Raw genomic sequence first — 18,946 nt, forward strand, 5'->3', positions numbered from 1 at the left:
CTATCGTATGGTATTCTCAAAAGAACTAAAACGGGTTCTTGATATTTTGGCAGTTATATTTTGTGCCAATATTATAGTTAAGCTAGATTTATTAATAACCTCAATATACTTTAAATTTATCATCCAGGTTCTGTGAGAGCGAAAAAAAGAGGTGTCTTCGGGTAGTAAATTTTCAAAGTATTTCAGGTTCTTACTTGTAGTTACCGGTTTGTTTTCGGTTGTATAAATCTTACTATACGATCCATCTGCTTCAATAGCAATTATAGTATTAATAGCGATAATACGTCTATTGCCTAATTCGGGAAGTATAATTTGTTTAAACTCTTTTTCTTTTATGGTGTTTAGTAAAATCTGATAATCTTCTATCTTTTTTTGTTTTTCTATTTTGCTTTGCAGTTTTTCTACGGCTTCTATTAATCGTTTTCTATCTATAGGTTTTACCAGGTAATCTATAGCAGATAACTCAAAAGCTTTTATAGCATACTCATCAAAAGCAGTTACAAAAATGATATCAAAATTCATTTCTTCAAAGAAATTTGCGATCTCATATCCTGCATAGTTAGGCATCTGAACATCTAAAAATACGACATCAGGTTGTAGTTTTTTAATCTCTTCGACAGCATCTTCAAGGCAACTGCACTGAGCAAGAATATCTATATTCAGATTACAACGCTTTATCAAATTAGATAAAACATTTCTAGCTCTTTGCTCATCATCTACCAGTATTGCCTTAATTACATTCATGTAACAAAAATAGGTAGTTTAGAATTAGTGATCATAAAGCAGTTTGTGAATCACAATTTGAGTTTATAAGTCTTATATAGTTTCAGTTAACATAGGTACATTCTAAAACATTCTGTCCTCGAGCGATACCTTCTGTAAATACTTTTTGGTAATCATTACCATTATATTGTTGAGCAAACGTCGCATACTGAAAACTGCATTTACCATCTTTACGTCTCATTACAATAACACCCGAAATTCGTCTACCAAGCTGTACACCGGTTAGCGTATTTCTGTAAATACTCCAGTCGTTATCAGCAAAGTATGCTTTGGTTATAGTTTCTTCCCAACCATATTGATTTGCCCATAATTTTGCTGCTAGTGTCGCTTGTTTTTCTAATGCTGAGTTACTTAACCCTTTTGATGGTAGTCGTCTGTTTTTTATGTCTTTTGCTACTTTGGCTGCATAGGTCTTTTCGGCGTACTCTTTTGCTTTTAATGACCAATCTGCCAGTTTTGCATCTATTTTATCCTGACCTTCTTTACTTACCAGTAAATTTCGTATTACTTTTTGATCTTTATGGAAATAATTAAAGGTTTCGTATGTACCCCATGTAGATTTCCCTAAATCATTTCCCGAACTGTATTTTGCCCATATAATCGAAAGCGGACTTTCTACAAACATATATTCTCGCCTATTACCTCCAACATCATAAATATCAACTTCCAAAACCTTACTCAATTCTACCATATAGTTATAACGCTCACCATGGCCATTAGGAAAATTAAGATGTATCTCTTTTCCTTTTGTAATATCTATAGTAACAGAATTAAACGACTCTCCATTGTGTAGTTCTTTTGCTGCTGGATAATAAAGGTTACTTTCACTATCAACAGGTTGTGCACCAACTCCTCCTGTCATAATCTGTTTTGAAAAATTTATCGCCCAATCTTCTACTTTCTTTTTAGTCATACTAGCAATCTTAGCTTTATCTGCACTAAAGAAATTAGCATATAGAAAAGTCTCCCAAATACCTTCTCCTATGGCCACTGCTGGTGATTTAGGAGCTACAGACACATAACTATTTTCATCATAAGGTATCACATAGATACCCGAGGTGCCATAAATAGTTTTCCCCGATGCTTTACTAGCCTCTGGATTATAAGTGTAAACAGCGGGCATACATTGTTTACAAGAAGCCATCGCTAATAACTTTACACCATTGTTCTCACCAATTTGCAAAATCTGTTGTTTTTTTCCATCTCGTGAGGGTTCTAATAAATGAACCATTTGATCTTGTGCAAAGAGCTGATTAAAAAAAGAGAAGTTTAATACTAAAACTAATATCTGTAAGTAGTTTTTTATTTTCATAATATACAATTTAAATAGGCAATGGAATATGTTATTCCTTTATGACTTTTTTTCTTAGTGTTTTGCTTTTTGTCTCTATTACAAGCCAATATACTCCTCTATTCACCTCAGAGATATCTAATTTAGGAGTATTTTGTTTCTGTAAAACTTGCTCACCAACAAACGTGTACAAAGTAAGTTTCTTTATTTTTTCTTTAGATCGAATATTAACAAAGCTATTTGCCGGGTTTGGGTATACGATGATATCATTGCTTACTTCTTTACCTGATTCTGGCACCTCATCAGAAAGAGGCCCTAAATCTATCAATCCTCCTGTGCTACTTTGTACGCATATGTCGCTATAACTGGCAGATGTATCTTTTTTCCAATACCAATGGTTTATTGGTGGTGTAAATCCCGAATCTATGTTTATACATGTTAGTTTTGGATTGTCATTTGCCCAACAAAAAAAGTTACTTCCGTAATTATTTCCATTTGCTATATCCAATGTTTTAAGATCTGGATTATTGCGGCAATCCACTAAACTTAAAACAGGATACTTACTTACATCTATATCGACCAACTCATTAAATGAACAATACAATGCTTCTAAAACAATATTGTTACCTAAATTGATTTTGCTTATTCTATTATCATCTACCTGAACTACTCTTATATTTAGGTTATTGCTTAGATCCAATTCGGTTATTAAATTACTTCTCATGTATAGACCGGATATATTTACAAAAAATTCAATTCCTGTTAGATCAGATATATCCTGTCCGCCACCAATAAAAAGATTTCCATGATAATTTTGTGCTTCTGTAACATCAATCTCTCCATCATTATTTGTATCTATTGAAGTAGAATAATGTGTTAAATCATATTTAAAGTTAGGGTCAGGAAAATTAATAATCTGGCAATAACTATTTATGGCCATAAAAAATAGACCTAGCGTAAGTAATTTTTTTTTCATTTTTATCGTGTTTTAAGTAGTATATTATTTACTAAAAGTAACAGTTAAAATTTCATACCAATAAAACGATTTGTGAAGAGTAATTTGAGTTTGTAAATAGTACAGATCGCTATCTTAGATATCCTAAATGGTTTCTAAAACAATATGTTTTTTCTTATTACTCAAACAACATAAAATTTTAATGTTTTAAAATCAGACAAGATATATTACATTTAACCACAAAATAAACGAGATGACAATTTTTAATATCTTAGATATTTTAGGAACCATTGCATTCGTAATATCGGGTTCATTAAGCGCAATGAATCGAAAATTAGATCTCTTCGGTATTTTTATCATTGCATTTGTCACGTCTATTGGCGGAGGTACTATTCGAGATATCCTTATAGGCAATACTCCTGTTTCCTGGATGCAAAATACGACCACCATGTATTTGATAGGCGGAGTTACTGTATTTTCTATCATTTTTAGAAACAAACTCGATTATCTTAAAGGATCAATTTTTTTATTTGATACCATTGGTTTGGGAGTTTTTACTATCGTAGGAGTCGAAACAGGGATTAATGCAGAATTAGAACCTATTGTTTCTATTGCTCTTGGAGCTACAACCGGTTGTTTTGGAGGAGTAATTCGTGACATTTTATGTAATGAAATCCCTGTACTCTTCAGAAAAGAAATATATGCCACAGCCTCTATCGCGGGTGGGATATGTTTTATGGTTTTATATTCATTTGATTTGGATCAGAATATCACATATATCTCTACTGCCTTGTTAATCATTTTAATTCGATTACTAGTAGTAAAATATAAAATATCATTACCATTATTCACTACAGCAAACAAAGATCTCACTAATTGATTTTTTTTAGATAATTAGTATTTTATCAGGCATAATTTTGTTATTTTTCACATAGAATGAAATTTGAACCTAAGTCAGATATTTACAAGAAAAAAGTTAAAGAAAGCTTTGAGCGTCAACAGTTCATGAAACTAATCAATGCACAATTGATAGACGTTCAACCGGGATATTGCGAGATCCATGTACCTTATCATTCGAGTTTAACACAGCAACATGGTTTTTTTCATGCAGGCATAATTAGTACAATTGCCGATAATGCAGCTGGATATGCTGGATTTTCATTAATGGAAGAAAACTCCTCTGTTTTAACAGTAGAGTTTAAGATCAATTTAATGGCACCGGGAGATGGAGAATTGTTAATAGGAAAATCAAGTGTCTTAAAAAATGGAAGAACATTAACTATCTGTAAATCTGAAGTATTTATCATTAAAAACGGAAATAAAAAGCTATGTGCTGCTGCACAACTAACATTAATTGAACTCAAAAACAGTAGTGATCAGAAAAGTAGTAGTACAGACAAGAAATAGATTAAATTATTACACACCTTTTTTTAAACCCAAAAATGACAGAAGAACAACTTAAAAACATAGCCCTACAACTACGAAAACCCGAAGGAGATTGGGGGATAGAAATGGGAGAAAAGATGAATGTCGGTAATAAATTTATCAACCTTCATACTATTGATGTATTGAACCCAAAGGCAAACGATGTTATATTAGAAATCGGTATGGGAAATGGTTTTTTTGTGAAAGATATTTTTAAACTAGAAAATACAATTCAATATAAAGGTTGTGATTATTCTAAGGAAATGGTGAGCAAGGCAACTGCATTGAATGAAAAACTAATAAAAGAGGGAAAGGTTAATTTTTTCATAGCCAATGCAGATAAAATACCTTGTGAAGACGCAGAGTTTAATATAATTTTCACCATTAACACTATTTATTTCTGGGAGGACCCTAAACGTGTTTTAAAGGAGATTAGAAGGGTTTTAAAACCTAAAGGAAAACTGATCATTTCTTTAAGGCCAAAATCAAGTATGGCAGCATACCCCTTTGTAAAATATGGATTTGATATGTTTAACAAATCAGAAGTTATCCAATTATTACACAGTAATAACTTCGTAGTTACAGAACATATTGAAAAAGAGGAACCAGGGCAAGAAATTAATGGAAAAACAATGAAAGTGGAAACCTTGATTATTTGTGCTCAAAAAAACTAATACATGGTATAATGAGTATCATTCAATCCATAAAATTATTTATCGCAATACATCAGGGAATAGTAGGTAGGTCTAATAACAGAAGGTTTCTTTTAATAAAACACATAAATTATCGTAAAGATTTAGAATTATCCATAAACCAATTGCTTAAGTCTATGATTTTATCTGATAACTCAAAACCAAATTTCGTAAGAGAATATTCGACTTTGGGAGGAATTTCTGGATAAACCTTGCGTTCTACAATATCATATCCTTCTAATTTCTTCAAGGTAACGGCTAACATTCTTGAGGAAATTCCATCTATATTTTTTTTTAATTCATTAAACCTAAGAACTTCATAATACCCCAAATTAAAAACACATAACAAGCTCCACTTATCTAAAGTAGTTGCTAGTAGGTTTTTTGTCGGGCAAAACCCTTCTTTTAAGTATGGAGCAGTAGAAACAAAATATTTTTCAATTTTTTTCTTCAATCTAACCTGTTGTTTATCAGTATTAGTTATCATAATGTTACTTAATTACTAATTTGTAAGTTATTGTTTATCAGTGTATTTTAAATTATTTTTGGTTACTTAAAGTAACTTAAAATGTAAATATATGAAAAATTTGAACATAGATTTTAAATGGATTGGTGCTTCAACATGGATATTAAAAGTTGGAGATCTTAAAATTGCTTGCGACCCTATTCTTTGCGACATAAATACTATAATTGATTTGAAGTTTTTTAAAGCTAAAAGACGGACAAAACCTCAATTTGTAAATTCGGATTTTGAGAATATTGATATTTGGTTATTAACTCATAATCACTCAGATCACATTGATGAATTGGGAATGTCTAAAATATCGTCGAGCTCAAAAGTATATTCGCATAAAAACATAAAGCCTTGGTTTATGAATAGGTCTTTAGAAAATGTTTCGTTCATGAACTGGGCAGATAAAACACATACAAATAGTAAAGGTTATGAGATTGAAATTGAAGCAATAACTTGTGTTCATGGTTCTAACTATATATCAGCTATATTATGTGGAGGAGTCAATGGTTATTGGATAAAAATAAGGAAAGATGGTCAACCTCTAGAGATTTATGTAACCGGAGATACTATCAATCATTCTAAAATGAAAAAACACATTAAAGCACGTAAAGCAGATATTTTGATTCCCAATATGGGAGGAGGAGGTTTAGACAAATTTGGTGGTCCTTTTTCATATACAGCCGATCTTTTAAAAGACACCGTAACAATCACCAGGCCATCTGTTATCTTACCTGTACATCATACATCATTTTCATTATTTAAGGAACCGATTGAAGAACTATATAAATGGAATGATGATAGAATTATAAAATTTGGTGAAGGGCAAACTATAAATCTTCAAGAGTATATATTCAAAAACAATACCCGTTTTACTTCTAAAATATAAGATAGTATTACTTTTATAAAAGGATAATTATATGAGCCAAAGTGTTCTGTATATACACATACCATGAATTTTAGAAAAGCAACCCAACAAGATGTTCCTTCAATCGTACAAATGATTGCTAATGATGAACTAGGAAAAACCAGGGAGAACTATCAAATTCCTCTCCCAAAAGAATATTTTGAAGCTTTTACAGCTATTAATACTGATCCAAACCAAGAATTGATCGTAATAGAGAATAATGATTTTGAAATTATTGGCACTTTACAATTATCTTTCATACAATATTTAACGTATCAAGGAGGAATACGAGCACAAATTGAGGCTGTGAGAATTAGAGAGGATCAAAGAGGTAAAGGAATTGGGCAAAAAATGTTTGAATGGACCATAGAACGGGCAAAACAAAAAAAAGCACATGTACTACAACTTACTACAGATAAAAAGCGCCCCGAATCCATACGATTTTATGAGAAACTAGGGTTTATAGCTTCTCATGAAGGTATGAAACTTCATTTTTGAGATTGAGTCTTTTAATTTATAAAAAAAGGTTGCTTTTTCAAGCAACCTTTTTATCAATAACACTACCTATTAATAACTCCTTATTAATATTTAAAAACCCTTAATGTTTCTGTTTTTGTATCTGTCATTATTTTTACAAAATAGCTTCCAGACATTTTAATCTGCTGTCCTAAAGTTATTTGCCCAGGATTTTTTCCATACTTTTTATGGATCAACAATTTTCCTTGTATGTCATAAACTTTTACCACCAAGTCTCTTTTATCCAATGTTGATGTATTGATCACAAAGTTCTCGGTAAATGGATTAGGAAAAATAGTAATGGTATTACCTAAGCTATAATCATTGCGATTTTTTAAGTTCATTACTTTTGTAGTAATGGTCTGATTTGGATTTGTATTATATGCATAATCCAAAATAGTATAGGATAGGCCATTATTGGCTACTGATATATGAAACCAACCGTAATGTGTATTACCGCTAATTTTAAAAGTAAACCCTACAAAGCCAGATTTTCCTTTCCAATCGGTATAATCAGAAGAACTTATGATGTAGCTATTAGATTCTGCTCTAAAATTACTGGCACTATCAATTCCTACTCCTTCTCCTATTAATGTTACATTTTTACTAGTACCTACACATACAAGATCCTTATCGTAAGTAACCAATCTCACAGAGTTGCTAGTATACCAGGCACCATAATCTTTATTATCTCCCGTTTCTATTCTAAAGAACTCCCAGGTATTTGATGAGGTCACCGTTATATCATTAATATCTACATAAACTACTCCTGTATCTGTATTACAAGGAGTACAAGAACCACCGCAATCTATTCCGGTTTCATTTCCATTCTGGATACCATCATTACAAGTAGGTGTTGAACCTGTTCCTATAGAAATAGTATAATCTTCTACTTCTCCATAATCAAAAGAACCACATGATGATGGGATTGTATTGTATCTCATTGATACTCTCATTCTGGTATTTCCATTTTTTGCACCATCAGGAATTGTGAAGTTTCCATTTACAGAAGTGTCTTTTGATGCCGCTTTGCTCAACACTTGTTCATTAGCATCTTCAAAATCTCCATCCTGATTATAATCTATCCATACACTATAAGCTTCTGTATAAGTAGTGCCTGTCCAAGTTGGAGTTATAGTAATCGTATGAGCAATTCCTTTAGACAAAGCTGTAGATACAGAAGTAAAGTCATTATATCCTCCACTTCCCGCTGTAGATGTATTATCAATAGTTCCTAATTGAACTCTGCTAATATATTCATCAGATACACTATTTCCATTTGCAGCACAGTAAGTTAAAGTAGCACAGGGAGCACATGAACCGCCACAATCTACTCCAGTTTCATCTCCATTTTGGATACCATCACTACAGGTTGGTGTAACCTGACAAGGAGTACATGAACCCCCGCAATCTACACCGGTTTCATCTCCATTTTGGATACCATCATTACACGTTGGCGTTGTGCTATTTCCAACATACACCGTATAATCTTCTACTTCACCCAAATACGTATCATTTCCGCAAGGATTTATTTTATCTTTAGATCCATATCCCATTCTTACTCTCATTCGTAATGGAGTCCCTGTTAATGCTGAAGAAGGTACAGTTACTGTGCCATTATAGGGCCCAGGGCCGTAAAGAGAAAACACTTCTTCGTCTGTATCTATAAAATCTCCGTCCTGATTCCAATCGATCCAGGCTCCAATTGCATTATATGACCAGTTCTCATTTATAGTCTTTATAGTCAATGCAACTTGTTCTCCTTTTTGAACAACTGTAGATAAATTGGTATGATCCGAATAGGGATTATGAGCTGTACTATTATTAATATCTCCAAAAATTACCTGAGTAATGTGTAGCGAACTATCTTCATTAGATGCATCACAAAAGGTTATTGGAGCTTTTTCTATATTTAGCGTTACCGATTTAGAATCTGTTGCTCCATCATTATCATATGCTATGATCGTTAATTCATGTTGTCCCGGAGACAGAAAATTTAATTTATTGATATGAGTCCATTGATAAGGAGCTACATAATCTGTAGAAATTAATTCTCCATCTACTTTTAATTCAGCTTTTTCGACTTTTTCATCATCTTTTATAACAGTTTCTACAGCTATATTTTCTTTTTGAACAAAATTCTGTCCGTTAGAAGGTTTTAGCAATGTAATTACCGGTGGAGTATTAACAGGAGCTGGATCATTTGTTACTATAATTGAATAATCTTCAATTTCTCCAATACTGTTTTGCGTTCCGCAAGGGGTTATATTATCTTCTGCTCCATAACTCATTCGTACCCTCATTCGGGTTGTGCCTAATTTTGCACCAGATGGAGGCGTAATTTGTTGATTATATGGTCCCGCAGCATATTTATGAAAAACTTCTTCTCCAGCATCTACAAAATCTCCATCTTGATTCCAATCAATCCATACTCCTAATGCATTATAACTCCAATGTCCGTTTTGTACTGTAATATCTAATAGAGTACTTTGGTTGGTTCGTATTATTGCTGCCAACGAGGTATAATCTACATAGGATGTTGTATATCCCGAAGTATTTTCAAAATCACCTAATTGAATTTTAGTGATATGTACATCATCTCCTCCTTCTTTATTGGTGGCGCTACAATATGTATTCGTACCAGAAGGATATACTTTAATATAATTCTGAATTGTCTTTGTATCACTGCTTCCTGCAGTTCCTTTTGCCGTTAAAGTAACATTATACTCTCCTGGAGAATTATATGTTATCTGTGGCGTCTGTTGATCGGTTACACTAGAAGGAGATCCAGATGGAAAAGACCAGTCAAGACCTGTAATATACCCCGTAGATTCGTTTACAAAATCTATTTTTCCTCCTGCAATAGTAGTCACATTTGCAGCCGAAAACTCTGCTACCGGATTATCACTAATATCGGCATCCTTAAGTGGCCCTGTGATTATAAAATCGGCAGAACGACTACCTGATGAATTTAAATTTTTAAAATACCCTACAGTATATTTAAAATTATTTACGAGTTCATTTTCTCTAAGCTTCAATATAACATTGTCTAGCTGTTTAGCAATATCTTTAGGAGCAGCTCCTGATCCAGAACCCGTAACCTTACCTTCTATTTTAAAACGACGATAGGATTTTTCGGCATCTATCGCAACCGAAATATTACTGGTATTGGGTAGGTTTCCTATTTCATTTTGAATTGCAGAAGGGCTTCCGATACTAATTTGATTATCATCAGACCAACTTGTCGTAGGTTGCCATCCAATTACTTGTTCATTTTTTACGTCAAGTAAAAAATTATTATACGAAGTTTCTCCATTATTTCTAAGTTCACTTACAAAATTATCAAATCCGGTAATATCATTATTTCTGGTATACTCAAAAAAGCGTTTTAAATAGTCAAAATTGTTAAGATACCAATTGTACCAGGCCGCGTTTCCGTAGGTATAATGGTAAAAATTCCCACTTGTATAGCTTGAGTTAAAAACAGTATTTAGTGTAGGCCAACCCGATCCCTTATTGATAATAGCCCTGGTATTTTGCGCTAACATTTGTACCCCATTAGTATCTGTAGATCCGGCAAAAAAATCAGCCATACCTTCTTCATACCAAACTAGTCTACTATTATTATATATATCTGATGATCCCCAATTACCTGGTACCAAATACCTTCCTTGTAAATAATGACAATATTCATGTCTAAATAACGATTCCAGAGATAAAGAGCTTTCTACTCCAACAGTTCGGTCCCAGGTATAAAAAGTCGCAATCCCTTCGAGATACATTCCTCCATTATCAGTACGAATACCAAATAACAATGGTGCATAATCATCATATTGTTGTTTAGAACCAAAAACTATCATATTAATGGTAGTATTAGTATCTCCTGCAACCGGTTCATCTGTTTGTAATAATCTAAAAAACTGACTTTGTACTTGTTTAGCAGCATGATACAGGTTTTGTATTTTTTCATCACTAAGAGGAGTTCGAATGATCATTTTATCATCATCATACGATACTGTCTTTGGAAACAAATACTCTTCTACTTCTTGTCGTATAGACAATGGATGTTGACAAAGGTTATACGCACTACAATCTCCATATTGATTTAGCGCCATTTTTGCTTTTGCCCAATTAGGAGATAGCTTTGGGAAATAATTGGTTATAGCAGCCAGGTGTCCTTGTATATCACCAATAAGCTTATCAGATTTTGCTAGTATAGCCAATGCACCGGTCGCATTTTGCCACAAATATTGAAAATCCCCTCCTTTATTAATCAATGCACTATTCACTGCTGCTTTTGCTAACAAATCAATAGATTGTTTGTCACTAACCAGTCCGTTTACAAAATCATCAGTTACACTATTGTAAAAAGCATTATAAACTGTATTCATCCCTTTTGTATACGCTTTTTCTATATCTGGATCTGTAATAGATGTCCAGGTTTCGTTAACCGCAAAATCTCGTAACACTCTTTCAAAAAGATTAATAGAAGCTGGTTTATGACGTGATTTTAAATCTCCTGCCACTATAAGTATTTCCTGTAATACATCCATAGCGTATACACTATGTTTAAGAAGTGACGAGTTACCTCCTAAACCAGAGATAGCTTCATGTATTGCGCTATACGTATCTGGTGTTAAATCAATTGAAGTTTGATTAAAATCCAGATAAATAGCAATGTGCAGATAAATTGTTAATCCATACATCCCTGTACTGTTGGTTCCATTATATGAGGATGCCAGACCTCTTACTTCATTGGCGACTGCTTTTACTTTGGCATTAGAAAAAATACTTGTTGAATAGGAACTGTAGTTAAATAAATCCCTGTAACAATCATAATCACCAGCCTGCCTCATAGCATTAATTAATGCAGAAGTAGATAAACTACCCCACTGTGCATTGGTACTATATTGACATACCGCTTTTTTAGCTATTCCAAAAGAATTGTCTTTGGCTTTAGCACTAGGAATAATGCTCTCATTTTGATGAGAAGCTCTTGAACAATGATCTGATGAATGATTTGATGATGATGATATTGGTATGGGGTTCTGATTTTGAGCAAATGATAATTGAATTATCATTATTAGGCCAAAAAATAGCCATATTGTTTTTTTCTCATAAAGAGAATACTGTGAAGATTTCATAAGATTTGTGTAAATAAAATATCCCTCGATCTATTATAGGTCTATCGATCAGGATAAATAAGTTAGGTTTTAAATAAATAAGTATACTTCGAGGTCATAAAGAATATCCTTTATACTCGAAAATAGATAATAAGCCTTTTATGATGTTGTCTATTAATACTACAACGCCATAAATCAATAGTCTTTTAGCATCTATATAAACGAATATATCATGTACGTTTACTAGATGCTTCTTTGCTTCTTAATTGTATGTAAAAACCAAAGTATGTGTGTCTTTAAAAAAATAAATCACGCCAACAATTATGTTGAGCCCGTATCTTCATAGACACCTCGAAGTGCAGAAATAATCTTGTTCTTGTGTTCAGGAAAAATTGAACGTAGTTGATTGTTTTTCATCGTTTTAAAGTTTGTGTTTCTTAGTTACCATAAAATTAATTGATTTAAAAAATGAATATCAATAGTATATTATCCAAAACTGATCCTATGTTAACTTTAATTTGATCATTTATCTTTTTTAATGGTATAAATAGTATTTCACAAACCAAATAAGTTTAAAATCAGGAGAAATACGATCAACGAAAAATATCTCTCCCAAAAGCTCAAAACAGCTTCTAAACAATAATAAAATGTCGTTAAAGTGGCTCATGCAGATATTATACTATTCTTATAAAACTTTAAAAATCAGCTAATAACCTTTTTAACAACAGCTTATTGGTTTTTTGGAATAAAAGAACAATCCAAATTTGTATTTTTGCACGAAATTTATGCGTACTGATGAGAATTCTATTCTCCATACTACTATTTGCTTCTTTTGCCATACGCCCTGCTATGGAAATCAGTACTGTACTCTACTACCAACTTAATATTGATACTATTGTAGAAAAATATTGTGTAAATAAAGAACGCCCTCGTCTTAATTGTAATGGTAAGTGTTATTTAATGAGTCAAATGAAGGCTAAGACACAGTCTTCAAAAGAAAATTCTGATACCACCATTATAACAGAAGCTTTTATTCCTTTATTTTTTCAAGAAAATACAATGCAAATAAAAAATACAAATCCGTTTGTTTCAGAAAACACTCAGAATTGGAAATTAAAAAACTGCCGTTTAAAAACTATCTCTAAAGATATTGATCACCCTCCTGAGTATATCTTTTCTTAATTACATAACATATTTTGAATTTAATTTTTGAATAGATCATCGGTTCTTATTCAAAAATTACTATTACAAAAAATTCAACATTTTTTAATATCAAAAAGACGATATTTCCTGGTATACATACTTAGGTTTTTAGTTGAATAAACACCTAGTAAGGTTCAATAATCATCAGTCAAAATGCTTCGATAAAGAAAAGTAAAGCTCTTTGTCTAGTCCTGTATAAAAAGATTTTTGAATTCAGATTATTTGTTTTCGACTTACCATACCTTAAAAGTGTGGTATTCTAGGTCATACTCTATATAGAGAAAAATCGTCATTGCAACTCATTATATACAATGAAAAACATATTAGTTTATGCTGTTACTCTATGTTTAGGGGTATACGGTTATACACAACAATCATATAAAGGAAAAATAGTAGACAGTGCTAATCATCCATTATCAGGAGCAACTATTATTGACTCTAATAGTACTACTAATGGAGTTATGAGTGACTCGGAAGGAGTTTTTAAAATCACATTAGAAAATTCTACAGAAGTCACTATTAGTTTTTTGGGATATATCTCCAAAAAAACAAGTTTAACAGATGCTTTTAATATCATTAAATTAACAGAAGATAATGTAGCCTTAGAAGAAGTTTTGGTAACCTCTGCCAGTAGAGAGGTTCAAAAACGTTCTGAGGTACCTGGATCTATTGCTTCAATACATACACAAGCTATTGCAGAAACTAAAGCTTTTGGTATTGATCAATTGGTAAACCAGGTGCCAGGAGTATTTATGTCTACTTCCCGATCAGCAAGTAATGAACAACATTTTATGGCTGTTCGTACTCCTATTTCTACAAAAGCGTTATTCTTATACCTGGAAGACGGTATTCAAATTCGACCTACATCGGTATTTAATCACAATGCTTTATTAGAGATGAACAACACTTCTTTTGGTCGTGTTGAGGTATTAAAAGGTCCGGCTTCAAGCATTTATGGTAGCGAAGCTATCGGAGGTAGTTTTAATTTTATTACCAAAAACCCAACGGAAAACCTTAATGGTAGTGTTGGTTTTCAAATCAATGACCTAGGACTAACTCGATATGAATTCGAAATTTCTGATCAAACCAGTGAAAAATTCGGTTTTTATCTGGGAAGCCATCATGTACAGCGTGAAGATGGTCCTATAGAACATAGTGATTATGAAAAGTTAGCTGTTACTTTTAAAACAGTCTATGATATTACCGAAACCGCAAGATGGACAACTGTTTTCGACCTTATAGATTATCGATCCGATATGTCTGGTTCTCTAAGTGAATCCAACTACAATGAAGGAAATTATGAAAGTGATCAAACGTTTACCGAAAGAGAAGCAATTACATTTAGAGCCAGAACTACACTAGACAAATTTTGGAGCAACACTAATAAGACTTCATTCAATTTTATTGTTAGAAACAATCGAATGGATCAAATTCCTTCTTATAGAATACGGCAATTTAGAAATCAGGGGCAGTTAACAGGATTGGGTTCGGGAGAAGTAAACTCTAACCAGTTTAAAAGCTTTGTGGGATTAATTCAACATAAGTTAGACTTCAACTTTGCTAATTCTTCTTTAATCATTGGTACTACAGCAGATTATTCCCCACAAGATTATGTGGCAGAGACCATACAAGTTGTTGTTGATCCCGAAACGGGAAGAAATCTGGGGTACGCTGTTAACTCCAGAGATTTTATCCTTAATTATAAAGCTAATATATTTAATTATGCTGGCTTTTTTCAATATGAGATATCGCCTATCGATGCCTTAAAAATCACTGCGGCATTACGTTATGATGGTTTTGAATATGATTATGACAATCAAGTTGAAACCACAGGCGTAAATGACGCTGTCGACAATTTTAATAATCTAACTCCAAAATTAGGTCTCAATTATAATTTTAATACAAAAACCGGAATGTATGCAAACTATTCGCAAGGGTTTGCACCACCCCAGGTTTCTACATTGTATCGTAATCGAAATGAACTACTAGGTATAAAACCAAGTCGTTATCATAATTACGAAGTTGGAGGTTATTTTACTATTCCTTCAAAATTAAAATTAGATGCTGCTATTTATCTTCTCGAAGGACAAAACACCTTAATTACTTTACGAGATGCAGATGATAATTTTTTTAGCACCAATGCTGGTAAAACAAGATCATATGGTATCGAGTATGGCATAACCTGGATCCCTATAGAAGGGTTATCCATAACTCATAATGGTAGTTATGCGCAGCATCGCTATGTAGAGTTTTTTGATAGAGGAATTGATTATTCTGATACCGACAGAGAAACAGCTCCTAATCTATTGGGAACTTCTTTAATTACATATCGTAAGAAGTATGAAAACAGTTTTGGATTCAGCTTAACGGCAGAACACGAATTGGTAGGTAAATACAATACCAGTTTCGAAAATCAGATAGCTAATGAAAATGGAACTTTTGATACGGCAACCTATGATGGACACTCTGTTTTTAACCTTAGAGCTACCATTCAATATAAAGATTTTGAAGTATGGGGTCATGCACTTAACATTTTTGATGAGTTGTATGCAGCGAGAGCTTCATTTAATAGATTTAGAGGAGAAAATAGTTTCACAATTGGTAATCCAAGAGCTTTCCATCTTGGAGTGAAGTATAACTTCTAATAACCAGCCTTCACAGGTTTTTAAAACCTGTGAAGGCCAATTTCACCTAAGAAATGAAAAAAAACAAAAAATTAAATCAATGGCTTTGGAAATGGCATTTTATTGCTGGATTAATATCGCTTCCGTTTATAATTGTACTTTCTATAACCGGCGGGATATATTTATTCAAAGCAGATTACGAGGCCTCGAAGCAAAAGCATATTAAAGAAGTCGTTGTACAAGGAGCCCCTATTTCTCTTCAGGAACAATGGGAAATCGCAAACAAAAATGTTATTAAAAAACCCAATACAATGGTTTTAACTTCTACTGCCAATCAGGCAACCGAATTTATATCAGGGCGTTTTGGCGGAAAAAGTAGTGTATACGTAAATCCATATTCAGGTGATATTTCCGGAGAAATTATTACCCGGGATACAGATATGTTTAAAATCAGAAAACTACACGGTGAATTACTAATGGGTACGTTTGGTACTAAAATCGTTGAGCTTATCGCTAGTTGGATGGTAGTTCTCATACTAACCGGGTTATACGTTTGGTGGCCCGAACGTGGCCGGAAAATAAAAGGTGTTTTTATACCCAGAACAAATCAGGGAAAGAGAACATTTTATAGAGATATACATGCTATTACAGGGTTTTGGGTTTCTGGATTATTACTTCTCATTTTAGCCGGTGGTTTTCCCTGGACAGATGTATTTGGTGATAACTTTAAACAACTTCAAAAAATAACAAATACTGGCTATCCAGCTACATGGAAAGGACATCAATTGCAGTCAAATGATAAAGGAGATGCTTTAACATTAGATCAAATGGCAGCCAAAGCAGAGGCACTTGACCTTCCGGGAACAGTACTGGTTCACTTTCCAAAAGGACCAAAAAGTATTTTTAGCGTATCTAATTTAAATCCATCGGATCTGAATACTCAAAAAAAGATTCATTTTGATCAATATTCTGGTAGGCAAATATTATCTAATAATTGGGATGACGTAGGGATTTTAATGCGTGGTCGAATGTGGGTTATGGCATTTCATCAAGGAGAGTTTGGAGCCTGGAGCTGGTGGTTGATGTTACTAACCGCAATAGCATTAACTATAATGAGCATCTCTGCTTTGATTTCTTATATCATGCGAAAACGTAAAGGAGATTGGGGGGTTCCAAAAGTGCCTGTGACCTTCAAAATCGGATATGGAGTCATCGTACTGATAGGAATCTTAGCTATAGTTTTTCCACTATTCGGAATAAGTCTTATTTTGATCATTGGTACAGAATATCTAACAAAAAAAATCAAGAAATCTTAATCTAATGTATATGTTAACTTTTATTCTAATCACAGCAATTTCATTTTGCCTGCTTTGTATTATTATACAAATGCATAAAATGAATAAAATCGGACAGCAATACAAAGCGGCTAAACTTCATAAGAAAAAGGAAAAACAATATCTTTGAAACGTTTAGACTAGCAACAAAACAAAAACTTAAAAATTACAATTATGAAATTATCATTTTTATACGCAACTTCACTACTACTATTAGTATTCACATCCTGTAATCAACTTTCTAAAGAAGAACAAGAATTTGACGTTCTCATGCAAAAAGTAATTGATGTGCATGATGAAGTTATGCCAAAAATGGGTGAAATGAGTAGCCTTATAAAAGATCTAGAAACTAAAATTGATACCACTGCCCAAGGGAAATCATATGCAAAAGCGCAACAAGAAGTAAAAGATGCTTATGATTTTATGATGACCTGGATGAGTGATTTTAGTGATAAATTTCCTCATGAAGAAGAAGGCAGCAAAACAGACCCTGAAAAAGTATCTTCGCAAATAAAACTGCTTAAGGAAGAAGAAATTAAAGTGAATTCATTAAAGGATCAAATCAATTCTAGTATTAAAAGTGCAAAGCAACTATTAGAAAAGTCATAACGACCAGTTGCCATGTTATTTATAAAAATGTTTTACTTTAGCAATTGCAACAAATCATATTAAAGATCGATGAAAAAAATTATTTTATTTGTTTGTGTATTGTTTATTTCGACTTTGTCTATTCATGCACAGAAAAAAAAGGACCTTCTTGAAGAAATAAATAAGCTAAGAAAGGAATTAAAAACTACTGAAGCTGAGTTAAATGATTCTCGTAAAAAAGAAAAAGCAACATTAACTCAGGTTGAAACAATGGAGATACAAGTAAAAGATCTAAAAGAGACCAATGCTTCTCTTTTGACCAATATGAGTAGTTTTACCCAATTATCTAATCAGAAAGCTAAAAACTTAGAAACTTCTCTTGAAAGTCTTCAGGAAAAAGATAAACAGATTAAAACGATAAACGATGCTATTGGCAAAACCGATTCTACCAAACTGGCAACGTTAACAGTTTTAAAAAATGCACTTGGTAGTGATGCTAATATTGCCGTACAAAATGGAGCTGTGCTAATTACTTTGGCCAATACATTACTGTTTGGTGAAGATGATAATAATTGTGTTATTGAAGATAAAGCAAAAGGTGTCTTGGAAAAGATAGCAAATGCTTTAAATGCGAAACCTGATTTAAAAATCATTGTCGAGGGAAATAGCAATGCAATTAATTTTAAAGATAAAAGTATTAGCGATAATTGGGACCTTAGTACCAAGCAAGCTGCATCGGTAGTAAGGACTCTACAAAATGATTTTAAAGTGGATCCAAAAAGAATGGATGTTCTGGGAAAAAGCGAATATGGTTCGCAAAGTATAGAAACTGCTACCAGAATTATAATTGATCCAAAATTTGATGAGTTCTATGGACTTGTTAAAGAAAACATGAAAAACGGATCCAAAAAGTAAAAAACATTACTGTTTTATAAAGAGAGAGACCCGGTTCATGTATGTGACCGGGTTTTTTTATGAAATAATCCAACACATA

The 18,946-nt window shown here is 32.7% G+C and carries 15 protein-coding genes; 10 read left to right on the forward strand and 5 right to left on the reverse strand.

What is annotated here, in order from left to right; all coding sequences use genetic code 11:
* From DG435_RS06535 to DG435_RS06545, 3 genes are all read right to left on the reverse strand, one after another.
* Entirely contained in the window at positions 1-744 is a 744-nt protein-coding gene (locus tag DG435_RS06535) for a LytTR family DNA-binding domain-containing protein (protein WP_108840574.1), read from the reverse strand.
* Positions 745-826: 82 nt separating this feature from the next.
* Positions 827-2,095 (reverse strand): hypothetical protein, encoded by a 1,269-nt coding sequence (locus tag DG435_RS06540; protein WP_106792232.1) that lies wholly within the window; start codon positions 2,093-2,095, stop codon positions 827-829.
* Positions 2,096-2,126: 31 nt separating this feature from the next.
* Positions 2,127-3,050, reverse strand: coding sequence for a T9SS type A sorting domain-containing protein (locus tag DG435_RS06545; protein WP_106792231.1), 924 nt, complete (start codon positions 3,048-3,050; stop codon positions 2,127-2,129).
* A gap of 232 nt (positions 3,051-3,282) precedes the next feature.
* Between DG435_RS06545 and DG435_RS06550 the strand changes: the two genes are divergently transcribed.
* Genes DG435_RS06550 through DG435_RS06560 form a run of 3 tightly spaced genes read left to right on the forward strand, consistent with a single transcriptional unit; the run spans position 3,283 to position 5,128 of the window.
* On the forward strand, positions 3,283-3,909 hold the full coding sequence (locus tag DG435_RS06550) for a trimeric intracellular cation channel family protein (RefSeq protein ID WP_106792230.1): 627 nt from the start codon (positions 3,283-3,285) through the stop codon (positions 3,907-3,909).
* A gap of 56 nt (positions 3,910-3,965) precedes the next feature.
* Positions 3,966-4,436: a PaaI family thioesterase gene (locus tag DG435_RS06555; protein ID WP_106792229.1), complete on the forward strand. Its 471-nt coding sequence runs from the start codon at positions 3,966-3,968 to the stop codon at positions 4,434-4,436.
* Between the two features lie 35 nt (positions 4,437-4,471).
* Positions 4,472-5,128: a class I SAM-dependent methyltransferase gene (locus DG435_RS06560; RefSeq protein ID WP_106792228.1), complete on the forward strand. Its 657-nt coding sequence runs from the start codon at positions 4,472-4,474 to the stop codon at positions 5,126-5,128.
* Between the two features lie 109 nt (positions 5,129-5,237).
* Here DG435_RS06560 and DG435_RS06565 read toward each other — a convergent pair whose 3' ends face one another.
* Positions 5,238-5,633, reverse strand: coding sequence for a helix-turn-helix domain-containing protein (locus tag DG435_RS06565; protein ID WP_082994864.1), 396 nt, complete (start codon positions 5,631-5,633; stop codon positions 5,238-5,240).
* Positions 5,634-5,724: 91 nt separating this feature from the next.
* Between DG435_RS06565 and DG435_RS06570 the strand changes: the two genes are divergently transcribed.
* Positions 5,725-6,546: an MBL fold metallo-hydrolase gene (locus DG435_RS06570; RefSeq protein WP_106792227.1), complete on the forward strand. Its 822-nt coding sequence runs from the start codon at positions 5,725-5,727 to the stop codon at positions 6,544-6,546.
* A gap of 63 nt (positions 6,547-6,609) precedes the next feature.
* Positions 6,610-7,062, forward strand: a complete 453-nt coding sequence (locus DG435_RS06575; RefSeq protein WP_106792226.1) for a GNAT family N-acetyltransferase — start codon at positions 6,610-6,612, stop codon at positions 7,060-7,062.
* An 83-nt stretch (positions 7,063-7,145) separates the two neighbouring features.
* Here DG435_RS06575 and DG435_RS06580 read toward each other — a convergent pair whose 3' ends face one another.
* Complete coding sequence (locus DG435_RS06580; RefSeq protein ID WP_106792225.1) at positions 7,146-12,224, reverse strand: GEVED domain-containing protein; 5,079 nt, start codon at positions 12,222-12,224, stop codon at positions 7,146-7,148.
* Between the two features lie 774 nt (positions 12,225-12,998).
* Here DG435_RS06580 and DG435_RS06585 point away from each other — a divergent pair.
* From DG435_RS06585 to DG435_RS06605, 5 genes are all read left to right on the forward strand, one after another.
* Positions 12,999-13,385, forward strand: coding sequence for a hypothetical protein (locus tag DG435_RS06585; RefSeq protein ID WP_106792224.1), 387 nt, complete (start codon positions 12,999-13,001; stop codon positions 13,383-13,385).
* Between the two features lie 332 nt (positions 13,386-13,717).
* Positions 13,718-16,051, forward strand: a complete 2,334-nt coding sequence (locus DG435_RS06590; RefSeq protein WP_106792223.1) for a TonB-dependent receptor domain-containing protein — start codon at positions 13,718-13,720, stop codon at positions 16,049-16,051.
* Between the two features lie 53 nt (positions 16,052-16,104).
* Positions 16,105-17,346, forward strand: coding sequence for a PepSY domain-containing protein (locus DG435_RS06595; protein ID WP_106792222.1), 1,242 nt, complete (start codon positions 16,105-16,107; stop codon positions 17,344-17,346).
* A gap of 192 nt (positions 17,347-17,538) precedes the next feature.
* The gene (locus tag DG435_RS06600; protein ID WP_106792221.1) at positions 17,539-17,973 is read left to right on the forward strand and encodes a hypothetical protein; all 435 of its coding nucleotides are present in this window, start codon (positions 17,539-17,541) and stop codon (positions 17,971-17,973) included.
* Between the two features lie 69 nt (positions 17,974-18,042).
* Complete coding sequence (locus tag DG435_RS06605; RefSeq protein ID WP_024770303.1) at positions 18,043-18,867, forward strand: OmpA family protein; 825 nt, start codon at positions 18,043-18,045, stop codon at positions 18,865-18,867.
* Positions 18,868-18,946: the final 79 nt, after the last annotated feature.

Source organism: Aquimarina sp. Aq78 (assembly GCF_900299525.1).
Classification (GTDB): Bacteria; Bacteroidota; Bacteroidia; order Flavobacteriales; family Flavobacteriaceae; genus Aquimarina.

Coding starts and splice junctions, on each gene's coding strand:
- DG435_RS06555 (WP_106792229.1), top strand. CDS start 3,966: ATGAAATTTGAACCTAAGTCAGATATTTACAAGAAAAAAGTTAAAGAA.
- DG435_RS06565 (WP_082994864.1), bottom strand. CDS start 5,633: ATGATAACTAATACTGATAAACAACAGGTTAGATTGAAGAAAAAAATT.
- DG435_RS06605 (WP_024770303.1), top strand. CDS start 18,043: ATGAAAAAAATTATTTTATTTGTTTGTGTATTGTTTATTTCGACTTTG.
- DG435_RS06545 (WP_106792231.1), bottom strand. CDS start 3,050: ATGAAAAAAAAATTACTTACGCTAGGTCTATTTTTTATGGCCATAAAT.
- DG435_RS06535 (WP_108840574.1), bottom strand. CDS start 744: ATGAATGTAATTAAGGCAATACTGGTAGATGATGAGCAAAGAGCTAGA.
- DG435_RS06595 (WP_106792222.1), top strand. CDS start 16,105: ATGAAAAAAAACAAAAAATTAAATCAATGGCTTTGGAAATGGCATTTT.
- DG435_RS06560 (WP_106792228.1), top strand. CDS start 4,472: ATGACAGAAGAACAACTTAAAAACATAGCCCTACAACTACGAAAACCC.
- DG435_RS06540 (WP_106792232.1), bottom strand. CDS start 2,095: ATGAAAATAAAAAACTACTTACAGATATTAGTTTTAGTATTAAACTTC.
- DG435_RS06590 (WP_106792223.1), top strand. CDS start 13,718: ATGAAAAACATATTAGTTTATGCTGTTACTCTATGTTTAGGGGTATAC.
- DG435_RS06580 (WP_106792225.1), bottom strand. CDS start 12,224: ATGAAATCTTCACAGTATTCTCTTTATGAGAAAAAAACAATATGGCTA.
- DG435_RS06550 (WP_106792230.1), top strand. CDS start 3,283: ATGACAATTTTTAATATCTTAGATATTTTAGGAACCATTGCATTCGTA.
- DG435_RS06600 (WP_106792221.1), top strand. CDS start 17,539: ATGAAATTATCATTTTTATACGCAACTTCACTACTACTATTAGTATTC.
- DG435_RS06585 (WP_106792224.1), top strand. CDS start 12,999: ATGAGAATTCTATTCTCCATACTACTATTTGCTTCTTTTGCCATACGC.
- DG435_RS06570 (WP_106792227.1), top strand. CDS start 5,725: ATGAAAAATTTGAACATAGATTTTAAATGGATTGGTGCTTCAACATGG.
- DG435_RS06575 (WP_106792226.1), top strand. CDS start 6,610: ATGAATTTTAGAAAAGCAACCCAACAAGATGTTCCTTCAATCGTACAA.